General features: G+C 32.2%; 24 protein-coding genes. All 24 read right to left on the bottom strand.

The features are described 5' to 3' along the window. Positions 1 to 62 precede the first annotated feature (62 nt). Positions 63 to 407 (bottom strand): hypothetical protein, encoded by a 345-nt coding sequence (locus ACEN2K_RS12605; RefSeq protein WP_441759683.1) that lies wholly within the window; start codon positions 405 to 407, stop codon positions 63 to 65. Next, a complete protein-coding gene (locus tag ACEN2K_RS12600) occupies positions 397 to 756 on the bottom strand; it encodes a hypothetical protein (protein ID WP_441759682.1) in 360 nt (119 codons plus the stop codon). The genes ACEN2K_RS12605 and ACEN2K_RS12600 overlap by 11 nt, the downstream gene beginning before the upstream one ends. A 33-nt stretch (positions 757 to 789) precedes the next feature. Beyond that, a complete protein-coding gene (locus ACEN2K_RS12595; protein WP_441759681.1) occupies positions 790 to 1,098 on the bottom strand; it encodes a YtxH domain-containing protein in 309 nt (102 codons plus the stop codon). A 44-nt stretch (positions 1,099 to 1,142) separates the two neighbouring features. Next, positions 1,143 to 1,295, bottom strand: coding sequence for a lmo0937 family membrane protein (locus ACEN2K_RS12590; protein ID WP_441759680.1), 153 nt, complete (start codon positions 1,293 to 1,295; stop codon positions 1,143 to 1,145). Positions 1,296 to 1,344: 49 nt separating this feature from the next. Next, on the bottom strand, positions 1,345 to 1,992 hold the full coding sequence (locus tag ACEN2K_RS12585) for a porin family protein (RefSeq protein WP_441759679.1): 648 nt from the start codon (positions 1,990 to 1,992) through the stop codon (positions 1,345 to 1,347). A gap of 105 nt (positions 1,993 to 2,097) precedes the next feature. Then, the gene (locus ACEN2K_RS12580; RefSeq protein ID WP_441759678.1) at positions 2,098 to 2,535 is read right to left on the bottom strand and encodes a hypothetical protein; all 438 of its coding nucleotides are present in this window, start codon (positions 2,533 to 2,535) and stop codon (positions 2,098 to 2,100) included. Between the two features lie 218 nt (positions 2,536 to 2,753). Then, positions 2,754 to 3,500, bottom strand: a complete 747-nt coding sequence (locus ACEN2K_RS12575) for an MlaD family protein (protein ID WP_441759677.1) — start codon at positions 3,498 to 3,500, stop codon at positions 2,754 to 2,756. Positions 3,501 to 3,521: 21 nt separating this feature from the next. Further along, on the bottom strand, positions 3,522 to 4,298 hold the full coding sequence (locus ACEN2K_RS12570) for an ABC transporter ATP-binding protein (RefSeq protein WP_441759676.1): 777 nt from the start codon (positions 4,296 to 4,298) through the stop codon (positions 3,522 to 3,524). A gap of 4 nt (positions 4,299 to 4,302) precedes the next feature. After that, positions 4,303 to 5,061 carry an MlaE family ABC transporter permease gene (locus ACEN2K_RS12565; RefSeq protein ID WP_441759675.1) on the bottom strand — a complete coding sequence of 253 codons (759 nt, stop codon included), beginning with the start codon at positions 5,059 to 5,061 and terminating at the stop codon, positions 4,303 to 4,305. Positions 5,062 to 5,179: 118 nt separating this feature from the next. Further along, on the bottom strand, positions 5,180 to 5,644 hold the full coding sequence (locus ACEN2K_RS12560) for a PA2169 family four-helix-bundle protein (protein WP_441759674.1): 465 nt from the start codon (positions 5,642 to 5,644) through the stop codon (positions 5,180 to 5,182). A gap of 201 nt (positions 5,645 to 5,845) precedes the next feature. Continuing rightward, positions 5,846 to 6,229: a hypothetical protein gene (locus ACEN2K_RS12555; RefSeq protein ID WP_441759673.1), complete on the bottom strand. Its 384-nt coding sequence runs from the start codon at positions 6,227 to 6,229 to the stop codon at positions 5,846 to 5,848. Positions 6,230 to 6,418: 189 nt separating this feature from the next. Continuing rightward, positions 6,419 to 7,318, bottom strand: a complete 900-nt coding sequence (locus tag ACEN2K_RS12550; protein WP_441759672.1) for a YihY/virulence factor BrkB family protein — start codon at positions 7,316 to 7,318, stop codon at positions 6,419 to 6,421. A gap of 234 nt (positions 7,319 to 7,552) precedes the next feature. Next, positions 7,553 to 8,026, bottom strand: a complete 474-nt coding sequence (locus tag ACEN2K_RS12545; protein ID WP_441759671.1) for a Dps family protein — start codon at positions 8,024 to 8,026, stop codon at positions 7,553 to 7,555. Between the two features lie 105 nt (positions 8,027 to 8,131). Next, positions 8,132 to 8,347 carry a hypothetical protein gene (locus ACEN2K_RS12540; protein ID WP_441759670.1) on the bottom strand — a complete coding sequence of 72 codons (216 nt, stop codon included), beginning with the start codon at positions 8,345 to 8,347 and terminating at the stop codon, positions 8,132 to 8,134. A gap of 120 nt (positions 8,348 to 8,467) precedes the next feature. Next, positions 8,468 to 8,662 carry a hypothetical protein gene (locus ACEN2K_RS12535; RefSeq protein ID WP_441759669.1) on the bottom strand — a complete coding sequence of 65 codons (195 nt, stop codon included), beginning with the start codon at positions 8,660 to 8,662 and terminating at the stop codon, positions 8,468 to 8,470. Between the two features lie 315 nt (positions 8,663 to 8,977). Continuing rightward, positions 8,978 to 10,342, bottom strand: a complete 1,365-nt coding sequence (locus ACEN2K_RS12530) for an NAD-dependent succinate-semialdehyde dehydrogenase (RefSeq protein WP_441759668.1) — start codon at positions 10,340 to 10,342, stop codon at positions 8,978 to 8,980. Positions 10,343 to 10,810: 468 nt separating this feature from the next. After that, positions 10,811 to 11,287: a hypothetical protein gene (locus ACEN2K_RS12525; protein ID WP_441759667.1), complete on the bottom strand. Its 477-nt coding sequence runs from the start codon at positions 11,285 to 11,287 to the stop codon at positions 10,811 to 10,813. A 12-nt stretch (positions 11,288 to 11,299) separates the two neighbouring features. Then, positions 11,300 to 11,980 carry a peptidoglycan DD-metalloendopeptidase family protein gene (locus ACEN2K_RS12520; protein ID WP_441759666.1) on the bottom strand — a complete coding sequence of 227 codons (681 nt, stop codon included), beginning with the start codon at positions 11,978 to 11,980 and terminating at the stop codon, positions 11,300 to 11,302. 91 nt (positions 11,981 to 12,071) lie between these two features. Further along, a complete protein-coding gene (locus ACEN2K_RS12515; RefSeq protein ID WP_441759665.1) occupies positions 12,072 to 12,332 on the bottom strand; it encodes a hypothetical protein in 261 nt (86 codons plus the stop codon). A gap of 163 nt (positions 12,333 to 12,495) precedes the next feature. Continuing rightward, positions 12,496 to 14,904: an alpha-ketoacid dehydrogenase subunit alpha/beta gene (locus ACEN2K_RS12510; protein ID WP_441759664.1), complete on the bottom strand. Its 2,409-nt coding sequence runs from the start codon at positions 14,902 to 14,904 to the stop codon at positions 12,496 to 12,498. 187 nt (positions 14,905 to 15,091) lie between these two features. Next, positions 15,092 to 17,839 carry an aminopeptidase gene (locus ACEN2K_RS12505; RefSeq protein ID WP_441759714.1) on the bottom strand — a complete coding sequence of 916 codons (2,748 nt, stop codon included), beginning with the start codon at positions 17,837 to 17,839 and terminating at the stop codon, positions 15,092 to 15,094. Positions 17,840 to 18,021: 182 nt separating this feature from the next. Further along, positions 18,022 to 18,750 (bottom strand): TIGR00730 family Rossman fold protein, encoded by a 729-nt coding sequence (locus tag ACEN2K_RS12500; RefSeq protein ID WP_441759663.1) that lies wholly within the window; start codon positions 18,748 to 18,750, stop codon positions 18,022 to 18,024. Positions 18,751 to 19,043: 293 nt separating this feature from the next. Beyond that, positions 19,044 to 19,196 carry a hypothetical protein gene (locus ACEN2K_RS12495; protein ID WP_441759662.1) on the bottom strand — a complete coding sequence of 51 codons (153 nt, stop codon included), beginning with the start codon at positions 19,194 to 19,196 and terminating at the stop codon, positions 19,044 to 19,046. A 228-nt stretch (positions 19,197 to 19,424) separates the two neighbouring features. Further along, on the bottom strand, positions 19,425 to 22,256 hold the full coding sequence (gene uvrA / locus ACEN2K_RS12490) for an excinuclease ABC subunit UvrA (RefSeq protein WP_441759661.1): 2,832 nt from the start codon (positions 22,254 to 22,256) through the stop codon (positions 19,425 to 19,427). Positions 22,257 to 22,314 lie beyond the last annotated feature (58 nt).

Below are 22,314 nucleotides of genomic sequence, written 5' to 3'. Positions count from 1 at the left end.
TAAATATATAACTTATCCTATGATGATAAATTATATTATATTTTCTGTCAAAAATTTGTATACTATAACTTACTGGTTATGTTGTCTGAATGCTTAGAAACAAAATTAGTTATCAAGAATTGAACAACAGTACCTATTACTTTTTTGACAGGACTATGACTAGAACCTAACATTATTTTTTTTGATAAGTAACCTGTAGACAAACCGATTGCATTATTAAGAAAATTATGTCGGATTTCAGGAGTGTTAACCATTTCGTTGAATGTGTTTTTAATCAGATTCATCGGTTTTACACTTTCATAAACAATATGAAATTGTTGATTTAATTCCAAAAATTCTTCAGCTTGTTTTCTTTTTAATATAGCAATTGTTTCAATTAAATTCTCTGTTTCATTTCTACTTTTCATGCTCTTTATTTTTTAAAATTTTTGCAATAATGAGATTGCTTACTGGCATCTTAATCCACGCATCTTTATTAACGTGTAATAATATAGATACGATAAGGTAAAAAGCAGCTACGATAAAAAATCCGTAGTACGTGCTGCCGAGTAATTCTCCTATCCAAAAAGACAAACCAAAGTTTAATAGTAACATAAACATAACAACAACAATAGAAACTGTTACTCTAGATATTAGCGATGATAGTACATCTGCAGATTTATCTACAGCACTCAACTTTGTTAACTCTATAGTTGTTTTAGTATAATCTTCAATCTTATCAAATAGCACTTCTATTGTTGTTGCTTTACTGCTCATAATATAAATTTTTAAACGTATGGGAATTCAAAATTATAAGTTCGCATTTAGATTTTGCGCTTCTTTATGAACTTCGCTTTGAATATCTTTTTTTGCATCTTCTACTTTAGATTTACCTTTAGCATATAGGTCTTGACCTTCGCTTTTTAAATCCTCATATTTTTTTGAAATAGTCTCCATTACAGTGTCGATTTTCCCCTTCAGGTCTTCACTATAATCTGTGCTTTTATCTTTAATTTTTTTTCTAGTTGCAGTTCCTTTATCTGGAGCAAATAATACTCCTAAAATTGCACCTGCTGCTATTCCGCCTAAAAGTCCTAAAATTACTTTATCTGTTTTCATATCTATTATTTTTTAAATTATTTGTGATTTTTATTCAATTATGTTTATAAACTCTTTCCTTGGATCAATCTTAATAAGATAGCGATAATTGCTATTACTAATAAGACGTGGATTATAGCTCCTGCACTATATGCAAAGAATCCGATTGCCCAAAAAATGATTAAAATTACTGCTAGGGTATAAAGTAGATTACTCATGATTTCTATTTTTTAATGGTTATATTATTTATTTTAATTATGTTATTTATTAATTAAGTGCAAATCCTACATAAACGTTTAATACGCTATTTTTCGCATCAGGGTAAGTGTAACTTGTACCAGAATAATCTCTTTCCTTACCAACTTTAGTTAAACCGTAGTTATATCTAACTCCGAAACTTAGCACTTCTAAATCAACTCCTAAACCAGCTGCAATACCAGCATCAAATTTGTTAAAGTCGTTAGTATCCAGTTCGTCATTTGATGTAAAAAGATTGTTATCATTTTCTGTCTTACCGCTTACCATATAGGCTGCATATGGTCCTGCATGGATGTTAAATTTATCGGTAAGATTAACTACTAAAAGAACAGGTACTTCTACATAATTAACATTGAATTTTGCAGTTCCATTAGCAAAAGCGTTGTTATATGTAACTTCAGCTCCTTTAGTTGTGTAATAAATCTCTGGCTGAATTGCAACTGTATTAGATACTGGTAACTTTGCAAAAAGTCCAGCATTAAATCCAGTTAGAACATTATTGTCATCTACATTATCTGTATATAAATTAGAGAAATTAACCCCTCCTTTAAATCCAAATGTTGGTGCTTTTAACATCTTGTCCTGTGCATTTGCTCCTGAGAATGCAAAGCAGCTAAATAAAAAGCTAGCTAGTGCTATTTTGCTTGATTTTTTCATTTTTATTATGTTTTATTGTGATTGATTTAATATATTTCAAAGATCTAACTCTTTAAGGTGGTTTGTGTTACATAACTTTATGTAAAAGTTATAGTATTTGCATTTCTATTTTTTATTGTCAACCGTAATATCTTTTAGAGCATCTCCTAACTCACTCATATCATGATTGAATTCGCGTTTAAATGATTCCCAATTTTCACTAGCATCAACTTTATAATTGTCTAGTTTCATTTTCATATCTTGGTTTTTTCGTTCTAATTGATCTATTTTTTTTTGATAAGTAGAATCGATTGAATTACCAGTTTCTTTCATCTTCACTTTCAATTCGCCTATGCGAACTTCATTTTTATTGATAGCACTGTCTGTTTTCATTTTAAACTCTTCCCATTCTTTATTTTTAGTGGTACTGTTAACCATAACCGTGTTACCTTCATCGTCTTTAGTAACTTCTACAGTTTCTTCATTGCTTGATTGTTTACACGAAACTAAAGTTGTTCCTGTAATAAGTAAAGCAAAGGCTAGTGTATAAATTGATCTTTTCATGTTGTTTGAATTTAAGTTTATTACTTCATTTTGTTATTACAAATATCAGAAGAAAGTGGAAGAGGAGTGTTATAGGAATTTAATCATAAGTTGTGTGATTTACACATCTCCATTTAAAGAATACATTTAAGATAATGGAGAACTATTTTTTATATAAAAAATAACCCCCACTTGCTTAAGTGGGGGTCATGAATTAGTTTGATTCTAAATTAAATAAACTATTTCTTTTTATCATCTTCTTTTTCTTCTAAAGCTTCCTTCTTTGCTTTTTCCAATTCCTCTTTCTTTTTAGCTTCTGCTCTTTTCTTTTTATTAAAATAACCTCTTAAAAGTATATTGTGTTTTGCCGCTTCCATATTTTCGCTTAGACCTTTAGTTCCTGTTTGCAAATTGGTCATTGTTTTAGATAAACTATTAGCAAATTTTTCATCGGTCATTAATTTTGATAGTGCTCCTTTACCATGATTCATATCATAACTAAATTGCGCTAACTCTTCAGTGATTATACTAGCATTATCCATACTCGTTTTTACACTTTGCATAATTTCATCCATTTCAACAGCTTTAGTTGATCCTATTCTACTATTATTTTGGACCATTTTATTTGAATGGGTTCCTGGGGAGATTGTTAATACTTTGTCTCCCATTAATCCATCCGATCCAATACTTGCCATTGCATCTGTTTTGATGAACTTCTGTACTTCTTGTTTGATTGTCATACTTACAACTACAGCAGAATCAGATATTAACTGTATTTCATCAACAGTACCGATTGTTATACCTGAGAAACGAACATTATTTCCAACTTCTAAACCACTAACGTTTTTAAAGTTAGAATGGATACGAAATGTATCTCCAAATAGATTTTTTTGCTTGCCTACTAAATAGATTGTCGCTCCAAAGGCAACAATTGCTATAAGAACAAACATTCCTAATTTCCAAGTAAACCCAGACTCCTTATTCATAATTGATTATTTAATTTGTTTTTATATAAAGAAAGAGCGAACCCATTCATCATCGCTATTTTCTAATTCATCGTAACTACCTTCGGTATGTATTACACCATCCTTTAAAATCATTACCCGATCAGCTGTCAGTTTAGCACAAGCCATATCATGGGTGATTATTATAGAAGTAGTTTTTCTTTTTCGTTGTATTTCTAAGATTAGTTCACTTATTTCTTTAGAAGTTATAGTGTCTAATCCTGTTGTGGGTTCATCATATAAAATGATTTCCGGTTTCAAAATTAATGTCCGAGCCAATCCAATCCTCTTACGCATTCCTCCAGATAACTCCGATGGCATTTTATCTATAGCATCAACTAATCCTACATTTTCTAAAACTTCATGTACTTCAGTAGCAACCTCTTCAGCAGTTAATTCCTCAAAATGACGTTTTAAAGTAAATTCTAAATTTTCTCTTACCGACATTGAATCATAAAGTGCAGCATTTTGGAAAAGAAAACCAACTTTTACTCTAATCTTATTGAGCTCGTTTGTGTTTAGTTTAGTAATGTCATCTCCGAAAATTTTTATTTCACCTTTATCGGCTTTTATTAAACCAACCAGACATTTAATGGTTATGGATTTTCCAGTTCCAGACTTACCCAGGATAACTAAATCCTCACCTTTATTGACACTGAGATTTACTCCTCTTAAAACATGATTATTTTCACCAAAGGTTTTATGAAGATTATTAATCTCAATAACAGGACTTTGTGAATCGTTAAATATTTTCTTTATTGTATTAGAATCTTCTTGCATCACTTTATAATAATAAATCTGTTAATTGAACTGCTAACATATCAATGATGAATATGGTTAAAGAAGCTGTCACAACAGCTGAATTAGCTGCTTTTCCTACGCTCTCAGTACCGTTTTCTGCAGTGAACCCCTTGTAGCAACCTATCATTCCAACGAAAAATCCAAAGAAAAACGTCTTAATAGTCGCAGGGAAAATATCGGTAAAAGTCAGTATTTCAAATACTTTTGCTATATATCTTGATAAACTCACATCACCGTGAATATTAACTCCGATGTACCCACCTAAGATGCCAATCCCATCTGCCAGTACCACTAATAAAGGGATCATCAAAGTAGTGGCTAATATTCTAGTTACTACTAAAAACTTAAAGGGATTAATAGCCGCAACTTCCATAGCGTCAATTTGCTCGGTCACTTTCATTGAACCTAATTCTGCTCCTATTCCAGATGAAACTTTTCCAGCACAAATTAAAGCAGTTATCACCGGACCTATTTCCCTTATTAAAGAAAGTGCTACCATACCTGGTAACCAGGATTCCGCACCAAAATTAGCTAAAGTTGGTCGCGACTGTAAGGTTAAAACTAACCCCATGATAAAACCGGTTATAGCTACTAAGGGTATTGATTTATAGCCAATAATATAACACTGTTTAATGAATTCCTTAAATTCATATCTAGGCGTAAATACTTCTTTAAAAAACTTTGCGGAAAATAAGGTTACCTTACCCACGTCGTTAAACACATTTTTTAAATACGTTGTCAAAATTATATGTTTTTTAAAGATTGATAAATGAGTGAAATTTTTTTATTTTAATGCTTAAAAAAACTTTCACTAAAATAAATACTAGTAAAAGTTTCAATGAATGTTTTTAAGTAATGTTCTAATTAGTAACAGCTAGAAGACTATTTTTTAATGATTTAATTTCATAATGGTCAGTGTTGATAGAAAAGTATTGCTCACTTAACATAATTTGTTGGTTATCATTTAAAAGTCCCAAGTTATTATAAATTGTATCATAATATTTTTGCATTACTTTATCTTCGTTACGCTCACAATTAATGATAATATCAGTTAAGTCTTTATAGATTAAACTGTTTTTTATAGTGCTCCATAAAGTAAGAATTGTATTCGAAAAACCTTTATCTTCAACTGGAGTACCACCCAATTTTATAATCTCCTTACTTAGTTCTAGCTTGCATTGCTGACTGGTCTTTTGAAAGTCAGTAAAAGCTTTTTTAAGGCTGTAGTTTTTAATGTCTTGCGCTGCGGCTTTATATTTTATAATTCTATCATTATTAATTATAATGAAGGAATTTAATACGTCTATTGCTGTGATTTTATTCATTTTATGGCAATATTTAAAAGTTAATTTTTGCTTTTATTTAACAGTATAAAGGTCTTTTAAAACTACCTGATATTTGTTGTGATAATTCCAAATTAAATTATAATATTCACACTTTTTAAAGCTTAATAATAAATCTAAAAAAGGATAGTAATTTTCATGAGCTCTACTAGTCTCATTTCAAAAATATGGTAGTAAACTGTTTTACTTATTAGCAAAATGTTCTCTTATAAACTCATGCTGCTGTCTAGCATTCATTTTGTCTGTCTCCTTGATTTCTACTCTCATTTTATGAAAGCGCACATCTTCACTCAATACATCAAAAAACTCCATTTTTGCATCGGTAGGACCAAAAAGAATAATCTGTTTATAATTCTTTATTGCATTACTCAACGTATTATAGTAATTGAAAAGAGTCTTTTTTTCTTTTATTTTAGCCTTTTTTGAGACATTTCGATTTTTACTGTCGTTGGTTGCTGCTGGAATTTTTGATTCGATGGTTTGAATTTCAAAAGGGTTAGTGGTGAACTCCATTAAATAAGCAATGGAATGATCCATCCAAATTCCTAATTTTTTTACTGTTTTCATGGTATTTTTTTTAATAGTTGAAACTTCAATATTAATTTCTGTTTCGCTAAAATTAGAGCATATAAAAACAGTAGGTGTTATATAACTTTAGAGTATGTTTATAAGATTCACATATTCAATATAATACGAATAAAAAGCCAGCAAAAATGATCGAAAATAAGTAAAAGCTAGTGTTACTAAATGTATCAATTATAACGAGGTGTCTTGATTATTCTTTTTAGCAAGTTCGGTAGGAGGTACCGTCCCAGAATATGTTTTAGCATAGGTTGCCGTAAACTCAGCTCCAAAAAATAATATCATTGAAGAGTAAGAAACCCACAGCAAAATCAAAATCACTGAACCAGCTACACCATAAGCAGATGCGGGTTCAGCAGTACTAAAATAGTAAGCTAGTAATGTTTTTCCAATGGTAAATAAGACACCAGTAACAGCAGCACCAAGCCATACATGACGCCACTTTATTTTAGCATCAGGTAAAATTTTGAACATAAGTGCAAAGAGAACTGATATAACTCCTAAAGAAAAAACAAAATTAATGGTATTGTAAAAAAATATCAAAGAATCATGCGTGTACACTTTCATCCATTTTCCCATACTTGAAAGGAACGTAGAAACTACTAATGAAACCATTAGTAAAAATGCTATTGCTAATATCAATCCAAAAGAAAACAATCTCGCTTTCAAAATTGACCAAATACCTTTTTGAGGCTTTACTTCGACATCCCAAATTAAATTTAACGTTTTTTGTAATTCTACAAACACAGCAGTGGAACCAAATAATAGAATAACTACTCCTAAAATTGTACTTAAAACTGTGGATTTACTTTCAGTTGATTTTGCTAATATCTGGGAAATTTGCACTGCTGTTTCTTTCCCCATAGTACCAGCTATTTGTTCCATAATATTCGCATTGACGGACTCCATTCCAAAAAAATAACCCGCTACCGAAATAACCAATACAAGTAGACCTGGTATGCTAAATATTGCATAGTATGCGATTACTGCACTTTGTCTAAAGGGATCTTTGTCATTCCAGCCATCAAAAGTGGTTTTTAAAAGCTTTGTTGTATGTCGTATCTTGAACTGCATTATTTGTCAATTTATTAATGTTATAAAGGTGTATAGATTTTTTTTGTTTGTGTTATGAGAATTAAAATGATTTTTATACAATTATCATGCAGTGTTTTAAGTATAAATCATAAAAAAAGGGCTGCTTTATAAAAGCAGCCCCTAACCAAACCAAAAAACTCAACTTAAATAATACATTGTTTACTTAATTACGGGTACCAGTGACAATCCCCGCAATTCAATGTACTTTATTATCTAGCTCAAATACCTTCTTAGTATCCAAGCTATTGTTTCATGTTCCTGCAATAGTCCTGTTAAGAAATCAGCAGTACCTACATCTTCATTTTCTTCTTCAGCGGTATCAATATCTTTGCGTAGTTGAACGATAACTGCTTCATGGTCATCTAACAACTCTTTAAGCATTTCTTTCTGTGACGGATACTTATTTGGAGATTCTTTAAGTCTAGCAAGTTCAGTGAACTCCGCCATAGTACCTATAGTTTTTCCACCTAATTTATTAATACGTTCTGCTATTTCATCAATACTAACTTCTAATTGTTTGTATTGGTTTTCAAATAATTTATGGATTTCCATAAAGCTTTCTCCAGATACGTTCCAATGAAATTTTCTCGTTTTTACATAAAGAGTCATTGCATCTGACAGTACAGCTGAAAGTAAGGTTATACTGCTTTTTAAATTTTTATCTGTAATTCCAATATGTGGTTTCATAATGTATTTTAATTTTATAATTAATTTCAATTTTATTGTGTGGATAACAGGCGGTTCGAATTTTTCAATATTGAGTAATCTTATCCAAAGAGTAATTATTTATCCTTATTTTTTCTTATCAGTTACTACTAATAATACGCCACCTACAAGCAATACAACTCCAATAATTGGTGACCATTGTACTGGATGGTTTTCTTCTTTATTGATTTCTATCGGACCAATATCTACTACTTTTTCTTTAGTAACATAATTAAATCCCGTATAAAAGATCATTATAGCTCCGATAATTATAACTGCAATTCCTAGTGTCTTCGTCTTCATGTTTTCAATATTTAGGTTATTTATGCTGGTACATATTATTTTTAATGATGTACATTGGTCTTGTTAGCTGCAAATTATAAATCATTCTAAATATTTTTAGATGATTATGAAATACATTTTCTAAGCTTCGTCTTTAGTAGTACGAACTAGACTAATTCCTGCCGAAAAGAAAATTAAACCTAAAATACCATATATAATCAATGATTTAATATCTTGTGTTCCGCCTGAAGTATTACTAAATACTACTGCATCATAAATAAGAGCTCCTATTCCAAGGGCTGTTAATAATGCTCCAAAAATTCTTTTAAGATTCATAACGTTTATTTTTAAGTTTATAACTTTAGTTTTTATTTTGAATGTTTTATATTCTTTATAATCGAGAATAAATTTCTGTCTTTACTATTATTTTAAGACCGTTTTTATGTTTGATTATTATAATATCAAAGGTAAATAACTTAATTCCAGTACATTTTATGGTATTTCTTTAAAAAGTTACAGCATTTACTGATTTCAACTAAATGCTTGTAAAAACGAAAGAGCAGTACCCGCTTTCACGAATACTGCTCTTTACACCAATCAATTTATTATAAAGTATTTAGAATGTAATTTGTCCTGTCGAGATCAAATTACTTAAGTAACCCTAATTAATTTTTTATTTACAAATTCTGAAATACCTAACTCAGAAAGTTCTCTACCATAACCAGAGCGTTTAGTTCCTCCAAATGGTAAATCAGGTTGAGAAGATGTAGGCTGATTAATAAAAACCATTCCGGAATCTATTTGGTCAGCGACCTTAATAGCATGTTTAATGTCCTGAGTATAAATAGAGCCACCTAATCCAAATGGAGAATCATTAGCTAAATCAATCGCTTCTTGTTCGTTCTTCACTTTATAAAAGGATGCGACAGGTCCAAATAGTTCTTCATAAAAGACTGCTTCACCTCTTTTCAAATTCGATAATAGTGTAGGCTGCATGTATGCTCCAGTATCAAATGCTCGCTTTCCTCCTGTTACAATTGTAGCACCTGCTTTTTCAAATCGTTCTACTTGGTCAAGAAGGTTTTGTAAAGCCTCTTCGCTGCTTAATGGTCCTACTTGAGTATCTGGATCCATAGGGTCACCAACTTTAAGTGCAGCAATTTTGGCAGTAAATTTTTCTAAGAATTCGTCAGCAATTGGTTCAACAGCTATAAATCTCTTCGAGGCTACACAGCTTTGGCCGTTATTATTCATTCTCCCTACAATTGCCATTTCAACTGCTTTGTCAATATCGGCATCTTCTAAGACAATAAACGCATCACTACCTCCAAGTTCTAGAACAGATCTTTTTAAATTTTTACCTGCCGCACTAGCTATACTAGCTCCAGCAGCTTCACTTCCTGTTAAAGAAACACCTTTAATACGGGTATCACTTACTAATGCTGTACTTCTTTTCCCAGAAATCATCAAATTAGTGTATAATCCTTCAGGAGCTCCAGCTTCAATAAAAATTTCCTCAATTGCGATAGCACATTGTGGTACTATCGATGCATGTTTTAATAATATGGTATTCCCAACCATAATATTAGGCGCTGCAAAACGAGCTACTTGATAGAATGGGAAATTCCATGGCATAACACCAAATAATATTCCAATAGGGCTGCTTCTAATAAAGGCTTCTCCAGAGTCAGGACTTAATTTTTCATCTGCTAGAAATGCTTCTCCGTTCTCTGCATAATAATCGAGAATATTTGCGCTCAAATCAATTTCACTTTGGGCCTGTGAAAATATTTTTCCCATTTCTAAGGTAATCAATGACGCTAATTCGTCTTTGCGTTTCCTCATAATGCTAGCCGCTTTATTGAGCACTTTTGATCGAGTAGAATAATCAGTTGTTTTCCACTCTTTAAAAGTAGCGTGCGACTTCTCTATAGCGCTTTCTACTTCTTTATCTGTCATTTCATCAAATGACTTTACTATTTTATTTGTTGCGGGATTTGTTGTCTGAATAGGCATAAATTAATTTTTTAATTATAAAACATTATTTAATCTCCCATCATCAAAGATTTAGATCAGCTACTGTCACTGATAATAAATATTAAACAGAAGACACTAGCGTATGCGAATCAATATAAAAGTAATGTGATGGAGATTAAATTTCTTTCTATAAAATTAACAGCTTGTGCTTTAAACGTTTTGGAATTAAACGTTAAATAAAGCAGATAGAGCATATTAATTAAAGCTTAAAAATTAACAAGTTACGTAAAAATAGTAGCGTGCAATAGAGATGAATTTTATTATGCAGTTGAAAATCAAATAGTTAATTAATTTTTGAACTGTAATGCAAACGTTAATTTGTTGTAAACTCTATTTTAACCATTAATGTTTAAAACTGTTATTAATGAAAAATCCACCTAGTACAACATTTATTAAGTACTAGGTGGATTTTTTACATGGGAATCATTTTGATAACTTATTAGAAAGTTATTTCTTCCTTTGATAGGTTTCTTCCCAATCCATTGATTTAATGCCAGAAACCTTATTTTCATTATTCATATAAACACGGAGCTCTTTATTAGCCACTTTTTTTGTATAAAGTGCTTTGTATCTAAAAATGGTGGTAGCATCTTCCTTATCTAAGTAGATTTCAGTCAGCTGAATGTCTTTGAAATCCCCATAAAATTGTCGGTATCTTTTGCAGGTTTTTGATAGTTTATCTAAAGTTATATTATTAATAACAGACTGCGTAGCTTCACTAGTAGTAAAAGGTTTGAACTTAGAAGTATTACAAGTCATTAAAATTCTTTTTCCTAGTTCATACGCTCTGTTTTTTTGAAAATTATTTACATCTGATAATGCTAATTTTACGATTTTTACTTCTTCTGGTATCGGAGCATCAATTTTTTTAGATTTACAGCCAGCGAGTACAATTAAACTTAGGATAATAATAACTTTCTTCATTTCAATTTTAATTTATGCTTTAATTTTTAATAATATATTAGGGTCAGGGCAATTTTCTAAATAAAACGGCAAGTCTTTCTTACTGCAAACCCCTGGATAGTCTCCAGTTTTATCACCGATCTTATTTATAATTTGAAAATGTAAATGCGGAGAATAGTCCCCGTTGACAGATGCATTTCCTAAAGTTGCTAATTCTTGTCCTTTTTTAAAAAACTGACCAATTTCAATATTTTCGATACTTTCTAACGACAAATGACCATATAAAGTATAAAAAATTTCATTTTCTATCTGATGTTCTAAAATAATAGTTGGACCATAATCTCCCCAACCTGAATTATAATTAAAACTATGTACCTTTCCATCTAGTGCTGATAGGATAGGAGTACCTGCTTTTATCCACAAATCTAAACCAATGTGCATATTGCGTTCCTCAGTTTCAACATCTTTAAATATAGTACTGCGTTTGTAAAGATTACGTTCTTCATTATAACCACCATAAGCCACTTTTGAATTATTAGTTGCCAAGTGTTTTTCGATGAACAACTCAAAGTCAGTTGCGTTACCTAATGATTCATTAGCTAATGCTGTATTACTAACTGATAAATCTAGGGGAGTATATTGATTTAAAGAAATGGATTCAGGTATTAAAACTACATCAAAGGTTTGTTTTAATATTGTTTCTAAACTAGTCATTAATTATTTTTTTTTAATGCTCACAAAATAAAATAAAAAAGCCAACATAGAAAATTTATGTTGGCTTTATAACTTTTAATTAAGAAATAAATTATTTTTTTACTTCCACTTTAGCATCGCCGTTTTCTACTTTGACGTTCGTTTCTTTAGCTCCATTTTTTGTACTGATATCTACACCGTCCGTACCTACGCTAATTGAGGTGCCATCTTGTTCTTCCTCAGTAGCAGGTGGAGCAACTTCAGTAGTTGGTTCCGCTACAGGAGTAGTAGTGATTGTAGTTTCTTCTTTTTTCTTACATGAAACGATTGCCATAACTGCCATCATTCCTATTATCATTGTTGCTTTTTTCATAATGAATTTATTTAATTTGGAACTAATTAATTCCCAATTTACTACTTTTAAAGTTATTAAAGAAATAGTTTTAATTTTATATATACTAATTATCGGATTTTGTCTAAAAGAAAAATCCCAAACTTCTAATAGTTTGGGATTCTCCCTTATTTTTCAAACTTTTTTAATATAAGCTTGGAAATTTTGAAGGGTTTACTTCGTTCATCATTTCATAAACCTTTTCATAAATGTCTTCTGTAGAAGGTTTAGAGAAATAATCTCCATCAGTACCATAGGAAGGTCTGTGTGCTTTAGCTGTCAAGGTTTGCGGTTTACTATCTAGATAATTATAACCATCTTGCTGTTCAATTATTTGTTGTAAGATATAAGCTGAAGCTCCACCTGGAACATCTTCGTCAATTACTAATAAACGATTCGTTTTTATGATACTTTTCACTAAATCCTTGTTGATGTCAAAAGGTAGCAGAGATTGCAAATCGATAACTTCACAGTCTATACCTACTTCAAGAAGTTCCTTAGCAGCTTGTTCTACTAATCTTAGCGTAGAACCATAAGAAACTAAAGTAATATCTGAACCTTCTTTTATTGTTTCTATTACTCCAATTGGTGTTTTAAATTCACCATAATTTGTAGGAGCTTTTTCTTTCAAACGGTAACCATTTAAACATTCTATTACTAATGCTGGCTCATCACATTCTAACAATGTATTGTAAAATCCTGCTGCTTTAGTCATGTTTCTAGGAACTAAAACGTGAATTCCTCTAATTGCATTAATGATCATTCCCATAGGAGATCCTGAATGCCAGATTCCTTCTAAACGATGTCCACGGGTACGAATAATTAAAGGCGCTTTTTGTTTTCCTACAGTTCTATATTGTAAAGTGGCCAAATCATCACTCATGATCTGGATAGCATATAATAAGTAGTCTAAATACTGAATTTCGGCAATTGGTCGTAATCCTCTTAGAGCCATTCCAATACCTTGACCAATAATTGTTGCTTCACGTATTCCAACATCAGCCACACGAAGTTCGCCATATTTCTCCTGCATTCCTTCTAAACCTTGATTGACATCACCAATGTTTCCAGAATCTTCACCAAAAATGAGTGCTTCAGGATATTTTGTAAAAATAGCATCAAAATTGTCACGCAAGATCATTCTACCATCAGTATCTTCAATAACATCGTCAGGATATGTTGGTAAAACTTCCGCAACAGAATAGACATTCAACTTAGAATCTGAATGTAAATTACTGCTAAAGCGGGGTTGCGTTTTATTGATATACTCCGTAATCCAAGTTGACAATTCCGTTTGTCCACTTTGATTAAGTAGCAGTCGCAACGATTTACGTGCCGCTATAAGTAATTCTTTTTTTAATGGATCTTTAGTACCTTTTAGTTGAGAAGAAAGTTTTAAAATCCCTTCTTGATTAGAACTATTAGCAGCTAGTTGTTCTAATAATGCGATCAATTCTTTTTGTTCTTCTACTATTGGATTGATAAAAGCAGACCAAGCCGCTTTTTTACCTTCTAATACTTCTTTTTTAGCATTAGCATCAATCTCTGCTAATTCTTCTGGAGAAGCTATATTGATAGCAATCATCCAAAGACGCATTTGTCTAATACAGTCAAAATCTCTTTCCCAAGATAAACGATCAGCATCTTTATACCTTTCATGAGAACCTGAAGTAGAGTGACCTTGCGGCTGTGTTAATTCATTAACATGAACTAAAACAGGAACGTGTTTCTCACGAGCTATAGTTGCTGCTTTTTCATAAGTAGCAATTAGATCCGTATAATCCCAACCCTTCACTCTCAATATTTCATATCCTTTGGCATTTTCATCCCTTTGGTATCCTTTTAATATTTCTGAAATATTTTCTTTGGTTGTTTGGTGTTTTGCATGTACAGAAATTCCGTATTCATCATCCCACACACTTATAACTAACGGTACTTGTAATACACCAGCAGCATTAACTGTTTCAAAAAACAAACCTTCTGATGTACTTGCATTTCCAATAGTTCCCCATGCAATTTCGTTTCCATCAACAGAGAAGTTAGCTTTGTTTTTAATTCCACTTACTTTTCTATATATTTTAGATGCTTGTGCCAGTCCTAGCAATCTTGGCATTTGCCCAGCAGTAGGAGAAATATCTGCACTTGAATTTTTTTGTTTAGTTAAGTCTTTCCATGAACCATCTTCATTTAAACTATGAGTAGCAAAGTGCCCACCCATTTGTCTTCCTGCTGACATAGGATCCTTTTCAATATTAGTATTACCATATAGTCCAGCAAAAAACTGTTCTATAGTCAATTGGCCTATAGCCATCATAAAAGTTTGATCACGATAGTATCCTGAACGGAAGTCTCCATTTTTAAAAAATTTAGCCATTGCCAACTGAGGCACTTCTTTACCATCGCCAAAAATTCCAAATTTTGCTTTTCCAGTCAAGACTTCTCTTCGTCCTAATAAACTACATTCTCTACTAATCATAGCAGTCTTGTAATCGTTCATGACTTCAGTTTTGAAATCTTCGAATGTCAAGGTAGTATTCGTTTTTTCTTTTATCATAATTAAAAAGTATAACTTTGAGCTGCAAATTTACTTAAAAAGTCGGTATTTTCATAATTGATTAAAAGAAATATAATTTAATTATTAACAGAATATTTCCAGTATAAATATTAATTTTTTAATTATATGTAATTAAAAGCACAATTCACTGAGTATAATTTAATTTAACTCAACATAAAACAGCTATTTAAAACCATTTTCGGTTAAATAAATTGATTAATATTTTAGGAGATAATGTGATTATAAATCTAATTTTCTCATTGTATTTATTTTGTCCTATTTCCCAACCATTAGATGAGTAAACAGGAAGGTACATTTCAAAATAATCAGGAACTAAATTTAAACGAATACCACTATCAAATAGAAACTGCTCCTTGAGGCGTTTATTTTTAACAAAACCAGCATCACCATAGATCTCAATCCAGTTAAAAACGTTGTAACTACCATTGATAGTTGTGATCCATTGATTAGCATAAGGAGTACTAAGTTTAGATTTAAATCCGCCTTCTGAGATAATCAATTGTTGGCTAAAGAAACCACTGCTTTCTGATCGTCCATAATAATTGTAATCAAATAAATAATCAGTGGGACGGTCTAAGGCAAAACTGAAAAAGTCCGAATCTGAATTATTGTACAAAAAGCTACCGGCATATAGGCGCAAACTTATTTGATGATTGTTTTCAAATAACTTTCTGAATTCCACTTCTGCAGCTATTTTTCCAAATTTTCCTGCCAGTTGTACATCAGACATAAAACTCAGGTGATTGGTCACCTCTGTCTTAGTATTGAAATATTTGGCATTAAAAACTGAATAATTTTCGGTCGAATTGTCCATAACAAGCGCACTCTTTTCTCTATTCACAAGTACTTGCCTTAATAGAATAAGTTGCTTGCGATTATCTCTAAAATCATTTTCACGTATACGTAATTGAACCGTAGGATTCAATCGTAAGTAAGCGGCATCAGGAGCATAATGAAAATAGGAACTACTAAATGAGTATCTAGCGTTGTATAAATTACTATTTCTATAATTTTGATTCACTACAAAAGATGCCGAGCCCGAAAATGTTTTCGCATTTGTTGAGTAGGCCGGATTAATGTCAAAGATAAACGGCTTTTCTAAAATGGTTTTATTATGTAACCTCAATCCAGGAGATAAGCCATCGTATAAGTTGTAAGTGAGTGTAGGAACATACAATACTTGATTGTAATAGGGATCTTCAAGATCCTTCATAAAAACAAACTTTATGGGACGGTTGTTAGGGAAAAAACTTTTAAGTGATTTCCAGTTGTTTCTTAAATTGTATTCTGGGACTTCATTTTTATAGTTTAGTACCAACTTATCAGCTTCTTTTCTTTCGACAGAAAAAATAGTGTCCGTTGTTTTAGGTTCTAGCCATTTTTTAAAAACAATTTGTCCTTTAGTGATGCCATATACAGGGACTGGTACGATTGCTCCTGTCTTATTTTTTATGGTAAAACTAACACTGTCTTTTGTTTTAGTAACAGCACCAAATTTATAGTCTACTAAATCTCTCGAATTAATGATGGTATTGAAAAACCAATCGATGTCTTTATCTGTTTTTGATTGTAAAATTTTCTTAAAATCTTCTCGACTGACTTGTTTTTTCTTATTTTCTACGTAAAAATCCTGAATACTATTAGTAACAATTTGTTCTCCCAAGAAATTATCTAAAAATCGCAAACTCAAACCCGCTCTGTATTTACTGGCGATTTGCTCATTGAACTTAATCAATGAATTTTTAGGATTGCCTAAGGATTGATCTAAATTTTTACGCGCCATCAACATATAAAAGTAGCTGTACTGCTCATTAAAATCTAAATTTGTCAAATTATAGCTTTTCAATAGTTTAAAACTAGAGGTGGTTCCCAGCATCTTACTGTTGGGATGGTTTTGCTCTATATATTTCATCATAGCAAACACTTGTATACCGTCATAAATCCAACTGTCTTTCCTATTATCTAATTGCAAACTTGTTTTTAAGTACGCATTCAAATAAGTTTTAAGAAATTTGATTTCATAAGTGAATTCGTCCGTAAATGGACTTATGAAAGAAGGAAGCTGGTTCAGTCCATAAAATGGATTACGTTCATAATCATTTTGAGAAACAATGATTTTACTGTTAGGAAATTGTCCTACAAGCTCGTTTACAAATTGCACTATGCATTCAATAGCTAAAGCTTGCTGCATGACACTAACTTTATCTTCTTTCAAATTGGTCAATACTTCTAAAGAGCCATTTTTAAAGCGAAAGAAGCTCGATTTAGGTTCAATATAGAGGCTAAAATTTGTTCTGTTTTTGCCGGATAGTGAATAGGTAGTGAAGGTGTCATTTACTGATGCAATCGTACTTTCTAAATCAGTTGTCAGTTCATTCCCTTTGGGTAATTTTAATTCGATATCATAACTAGAGGCTCCATTAACAATATCATCTAAATTTTCATTATTATAGGTTACAAAATCATGGTTTTCATATCGTGCAGGGCTAAGAAAGCAGTTTTTTAAACTCATGCCTCCTGCAGCATCGTAGCCGTATTTTGTAAATTTTTCACTTGGTATTTTTACCGTGTAATTAATATGTAAAACAGTGCTTTGTTGCGGCGCTAGTTTTTCTCTTAATCTGATAAAAACCAAGTCAGGGTTATTTTCTTTTCGCTCCCAGGTTAGGAAAAATTTGCTGTCATTAATGATACTTAAAACGTTCGTTTTTCCTCTTTCTTCTTCTTTAGCTAAGTGAAAACCTCGGTAAAATTCATCCGAAAATCTTTTGGCTAAAGGACTGGTGACGTCAGAGAAAGCGTTATTCCAATCGTTCAGTACAATCACAGCTAAGGAGTCGTTGGAATCATTAAAGAAGCGCAGTTCTTGTTGAATGTTCAGTGTTTTTTCCTCAGTATTGACCTCAACAAACATTTTAGAATGATGTTGTGCATACTGTTTTATTGGGGCGAATAAAACAACAATACAAATCGTGATTTTAAAAATTTGGTTCAATTAGCGCTCTTGTTATAATAGTAGCCTAATATACATTTATTTAGACAAATAATTTAAAAAAAAGGCCAAAAAAAAAGCTGTTTTTACAAACAGCTTTATTATTAAAAATTGGGTTTCAAATTGTATTTCTTGTAGAAATTATCTAATACATCGACAACCTCATCTTCAGTGTCTACAATCTTGATTAACTTTAGATCATCAGGACTTACTGTTTCAAAACGCTCAATTAATACTGATTTTACCCAATCCATCAAACCACTCCAGAAACTTGTACCTACTAATATGATTGGGAATTTAGCAATCTTTTTTGTTTGAATCAAAGTCATCGCTTCAAAAAGTTCATCCATAGTTCCAAAACCTCCTGGCATAACTACGAAACCTTGTGAATATTTTACAAACATTACTTTCCTTACAAAGAAGTAATCAAAATTCAAGTTTTTATCACCATCGATATAAGGGTTAAAATGTTGCTCAAAAGGCAATACAATATTTAATCCTACAGATGTTCCACCGCCTAGGTGAGCTCCTTTATTTCCGGCTTCCATAATTCCGGGACCACCACCAGTGATCACACCATAACCAGCTTTACTAATTTTATAAGCAATTTTTTCAGCTAGTTTGTACGACTCATGATCTGGTTTAGTTCTCGCAGATCCAAAAATTGATACACATGGACCAATACGTCCCATAGCTTCATATCCATTTACAAATTCAGCCATAATTTTGAAAATAGCCCAACTATCATTGGTTCTAATTTCATTCCAAGTCTTTTGTTTTAATCGATCTTGGATTATTTTATCCTCATCATTGTCAAAATCTTCTAATCTCATTTTTGTTTCTTTTTAACTATTATTTTTGGAGCTTTTTCCTGCTGTTCGCTCTATCTTTTACTTGTAGAAAAGGACAAGTAAAAGGATGCCGCTACCATCAGGGCTATTCATCCAGAATACTAAAGTAATTCTTTTTTCAAAAAGGCTACGGTGTTCTAATTCTTATTTTGAATCTTTTTATAAAAGAGGAGTAGTGTTGTGGTTCTTGGTGTTGATTAACAGTGTTTTATTGGTTTGTGATGAAATTTGTTTGGTTATGTACTTTATTAGTAAACCTATTAACTGGCTTTGGCTTACGATCTGCCTATTTTACCAGTGAAAAGCAATATCAATCCACTTCCAAAAAACAGACCTGAAATAAAATCAATAGCATCATGGTCAAACATAAACTGAATTATTATACCAATTAAAAATAGTGCTAACCCTGTAATTCTTACTTTGTTCATTTCCTATAATTTTAAATTGTTCTTAAGTAATGACCGTTATAATTAGCCATATATTTTTTTCAGATTTTAAGTTCTTAATAAAACCGACTAGCTATTGAATAAATCAGTAAAGGTTATAAGATGAAATTTTATTTGTTGAGCTAAAAACAATTTCAAAGTACCTCACTATTAACTTTTATAAATATGTAAATAAATGATTTAGTAAAAGCCAAGTATATAAGACGTAGACTACGCTAACTCCTTTTTTAAAAATTTAGCAGTGTAACTCTTTTTACTTTTGATAATTTCTTCTGGAGTTCCTTTAGCTACTAATTGTCCACCACCTTTACCACCTTCAGGTCCTATGTCGATAATATAATCGGCTAGTTTGATAACATCCATATTGTGTTCGATAATCAATACCGTATTTCCTTTGTCAACTAACTTATTAATTACATTCATTAATACTCTGATATCTTCAAAATGCAGTCCAGTAGTGGGTTCATCCAAGATATAAAAAGTATTTCCAGTGTCTTTTTTTGATAATTCTCCTGCTAGTTTGATACGTTGTGCTTCACCTCCAGAAAGCGTAGTGCTTTGCTGACCAAGTGTAATATAACCTAAACCTACATCCTGAATCGTCTTTACTTTGCGGTAAATTTTCGGAATCATTTCAAAAAAGGGAACCGCTTCATCTACCGTCATATTCAATACATCTGAAATGGATTTTCCTTTAAAACGAATCTCTAGTGTTTCTCTATTAAAACGTTTCCCCTGACAGGTTTCACATTCTACATAAACATCGGGTAAAAAATTCATTTCAATTGTGCGTACTCCTGAACCTTGGCAGGTTTCGCAGCGTCCTCCTTTTACGTTAAAACTAAAACGACCCGCTTTGTAACCGCGAATCATACTTTCGGACGTTTTGGTAAACAAAGCTCTTATTTCTGTAAAAACCTCTGTATAAGTTGCTGGATTAGAACGTGGTGTTCTTCCTATCGGACTCTGGTCGATGTCAATAACTTTATCGATATGTTCCAGTCCTTCAATTTTTTTATAAGGTTGTGGTTTTTTAATACCGTTGAAATAATACGCATTCAAAATAGGGTAGAGGGTCTCGTTAATCAATGTAGATTTTCCACTTCCTGAAACTCCAGTGACGCAAATCATCTTTCCTAGAGGCAGTTCAATAGAAACGTTTTTCAAGTTGTTTCCGGTTGCGCCTGTTAGTTTTAAGAATTTTCCATTTCCTTCACGACGCTTTTTCGGAATATCAAATTTCATTTTTCCGTTTAAATATTGCGCGGTAATGGTATTCGACTTTAGCGTTTCTGCTGGGGTTCCTATGCTAATGATTTCGCCACCAAATTTCCCTGCTTTCGGACCGATATCAATTACATAATCAGCTTGCTCAATCATGTCTTTGTCGTGTTCAACCACAATAACTGAGTTCCCTATATCACGCAATTGTTCCAAGGAATGGATTAGTTTTTCATTGTCTCTCTGGTGTAATCCAATACTTGGTTCATCTAGAATATACAGTACACCAACCAGTTGGGAGCCAATCTGAGTAGCCAGACGAATACGCTGTGCCTCACCTCCAGAAAGTGATTTTGAACTTCGGCTTAAAGCCAAATAATCGAGACCAACGTTCATTAAAAAGTGCAATCTATCTTTGATTTCTTTGACCACTTCGGTGGCGATACGCTTCTGCTTGTCTGATAAATGGTTATGTAAGTCGTTAAACCAAGCCGTCAAATCAGAAATATCCATATCACATAACTCAGCAATATTTTTATCATTTACTTTAAAAAATAAAGCTTCTTTTTTCAGTCTAGAGCCTTCACAAACTGGACATTTGATTTCGTCCATGAATTCTTTTGCCCAACGTTTGATTGTGGTAGAACCACTTTCATCGTGTTGGTTTTTTATAAATTGAGAGATTCCCTCAAAGTCTATTTTATAATCTCTAGCAACGCCTAGGTTGGCTGAATTTATAGTGAATTTTTCCTTTCCGCCATTTAAAATCATTTCCATTGCTTCCGCTGGAATTTTCTCAATAGGATCAGTAATTTTAAAATCAAATTTCTCTCCGATGATTTCTAATTGCTTAAAAATCCATGAAGACTTGTATTCGCCTAAAGGCGCAAAACCACCTGCTTTTATAGACAATTTAGGATTCGGAATAATCTTTTTGACATTGATTTCGTTTACTGTCCCTAAACCGTTACAGTGGTCACAAGCTCCTTTTGGAGAGTTAAACGAAAATAAATTAGGTTCCGGATTCTGATATGAAATTCCAGAGGTAGGACACATCAAGTTTCTACTAAAATAACGCACTTCATTAGAATCTTGGTCCAGCACCATCAACACATTCTCACCATGATGCATGGCGGTATTGATGCTTTCAGACAAGCGTTTTTGATTATCAGCAGTGTCTTCAACAAGCATTCTATCGATAACAATCTCGATGTCGTGAGTTTTGTAACGATCCAGTTTCATACCCGATGTGATTTCGCGTACTTCACCATTAATGCGAACTTTCAAGAAACCTTGCTTTGCAATTTGTTGAAACAACTCTCCATAATGCCCTTTTCTAGCTCTAATAACTGGAGCAAGAATATTGATGCGTTTATTGCTAAAATCTTGGGTTATCAGGTCCTTAATTTGCTCATCAGAGTAGCTCACCATTTTCTCACCAGTGTTGTAACTGTATGCGTCGGCGCCACGAGCATAAAGCAAACGCAAGAAATCATAAATCTCAGTAATTGTTCCCACAGTGGAGCGCGGACTCTTACTAGTCGTTTTTTGTTCAATGGCAATCACTGGCGAAAGTCCATCAATTTTATCCACATCTGGACGCTCCAAGCCCCCAAGAAATTGCCTCGCATAAGCCGAAAAAGTTTCAACATAACGGCGTTGTCCCTCGGCATAAATAGTGTCGAATGCTAATGATGATTTCCCAGAGCCCGAAAGCCCTGTAATCACAACTAATTTTTCTCTAGGAATGGATATATCTATATTTTTAAGGTTGTGTACACGTGCACCTTGAACCTCTATTGTATTGTCTTTGTCTAACATAATTTTGCAAAAAAGCAAAGTTAATCTTTTGATTTATTCTTTCCATAGAACACTTTAG

Source organism: Flavobacterium sp. W21_SRS_FM3 (assembly GCF_052113625.1).
Taxonomy (GTDB): Bacteria; Bacteroidota; Bacteroidia; order Flavobacteriales; family Flavobacteriaceae; genus Flavobacterium.
This window is presented reverse-complemented; position numbering and strand designations above follow the sequence as displayed.

What these genes read in the sequence shown, in the direction of transcription:
- ACEN2K_RS12585 (WP_441759679.1), bottom strand. Translation starts at nt 1,992, where the DNA reads ATGAAAAAATCAAGCAAAATAGCACTAGCTAGCTTTTTATTTAGCTGC.
- ACEN2K_RS12575 (WP_441759677.1), bottom strand. Translation starts at nt 3,500, where the DNA reads ATGAATAAGGAGTCTGGGTTTACTTGGAAATTAGGAATGTTTGTTCTT.
- ACEN2K_RS12570 (WP_441759676.1), bottom strand. Translation starts at nt 4,298, where the DNA reads ATGCAAGAAGATTCTAATACAATAAAGAAAATATTTAACGATTCACAA.
- ACEN2K_RS12555 (WP_441759673.1), bottom strand. Translation starts at nt 6,229, where the DNA reads ATGAAAACAGTAAAAAAATTAGGAATTTGGATGGATCATTCCATTGCT.
- ACEN2K_RS12530 (WP_441759668.1), bottom strand. Translation starts at nt 10,342, where the DNA reads ATGCCTATTCAGACAACAAATCCCGCAACAAATAAAATAGTAAAGTCA.
- ACEN2K_RS12560 (WP_441759674.1), bottom strand. Translation starts at nt 5,644, where the DNA reads ATGAATAAAATCACAGCAATAGACGTATTAAATTCCTTCATTATAATT.
- ACEN2K_RS12535 (WP_441759669.1), bottom strand. Translation starts at nt 8,662, where the DNA reads ATGAATCTTAAAAGAATTTTTGGAGCATTATTAACAGCCCTTGGAATA.
- ACEN2K_RS12550 (WP_441759672.1), bottom strand. Translation starts at nt 7,318, where the DNA reads ATGCAGTTCAAGATACGACATACAACAAAGCTTTTAAAAACCACTTTT.
- ACEN2K_RS12510 (WP_441759664.1), bottom strand. Translation starts at nt 14,904, where the DNA reads ATGATAAAAGAAAAAACGAATACTACCTTGACATTCGAAGATTTCAAA.
- ACEN2K_RS12595 (WP_441759681.1), bottom strand. Translation starts at nt 1,098, where the DNA reads ATGAAAACAGATAAAGTAATTTTAGGACTTTTAGGCGGAATAGCAGCA.
- uvrA (WP_441759661.1), bottom strand. Translation starts at nt 22,256, where the DNA reads ATGTTAGACAAAGACAATACAATAGAGGTTCAAGGTGCACGTGTACAC.
- ACEN2K_RS12520 (WP_441759666.1), bottom strand. Translation starts at nt 11,980, where the DNA reads ATGACTAGTTTAGAAACAATATTAAAACAAACCTTTGATGTAGTTTTA.
- ACEN2K_RS12540 (WP_441759670.1), bottom strand. Translation starts at nt 8,347, where the DNA reads ATGAAGACGAAGACACTAGGAATTGCAGTTATAATTATCGGAGCTATA.
- ACEN2K_RS12500 (WP_441759663.1), bottom strand. Translation starts at nt 18,750, where the DNA reads ATGAGATTAGAAGATTTTGACAATGATGAGGATAAAATAATCCAAGAT.
- ACEN2K_RS12505 (WP_441759714.1), bottom strand. Translation starts at nt 17,839, where the DNA reads ATGTTTGTTGAGGTCAATACTGAGGAAAAAACACTGAACATTCAACAA.
- ACEN2K_RS12525 (WP_441759667.1), bottom strand. Translation starts at nt 11,287, where the DNA reads ATGAAGAAAGTTATTATTATCCTAAGTTTAATTGTACTCGCTGGCTGT.
- ACEN2K_RS12515 (WP_441759665.1), bottom strand. Translation starts at nt 12,332, where the DNA reads ATGAAAAAAGCAACAATGATAATAGGAATGATGGCAGTTATGGCAATC.
- ACEN2K_RS12545 (WP_441759671.1), bottom strand. Translation starts at nt 8,026, where the DNA reads ATGAAACCACATATTGGAATTACAGATAAAAATTTAAAAAGCAGTATA.
- ACEN2K_RS12600 (WP_441759682.1), bottom strand. Translation starts at nt 756, where the DNA reads ATGAGCAGTAAAGCAACAACAATAGAAGTGCTATTTGATAAGATTGAA.
- ACEN2K_RS12605 (WP_441759683.1), bottom strand. Translation starts at nt 407, where the DNA reads ATGAAAAGTAGAAATGAAACAGAGAATTTAATTGAAACAATTGCTATA.
- ACEN2K_RS12580 (WP_441759678.1), bottom strand. Translation starts at nt 2,535, where the DNA reads ATGAAAAGATCAATTTATACACTAGCCTTTGCTTTACTTATTACAGGA.
- ACEN2K_RS12590 (WP_441759680.1), bottom strand. Translation starts at nt 1,295, where the DNA reads ATGAGTAATCTACTTTATACCCTAGCAGTAATTTTAATCATTTTTTGG.
- ACEN2K_RS12495 (WP_441759662.1), bottom strand. Translation starts at nt 19,196, where the DNA reads ATGAACAAAGTAAGAATTACAGGGTTAGCACTATTTTTAATTGGTATA.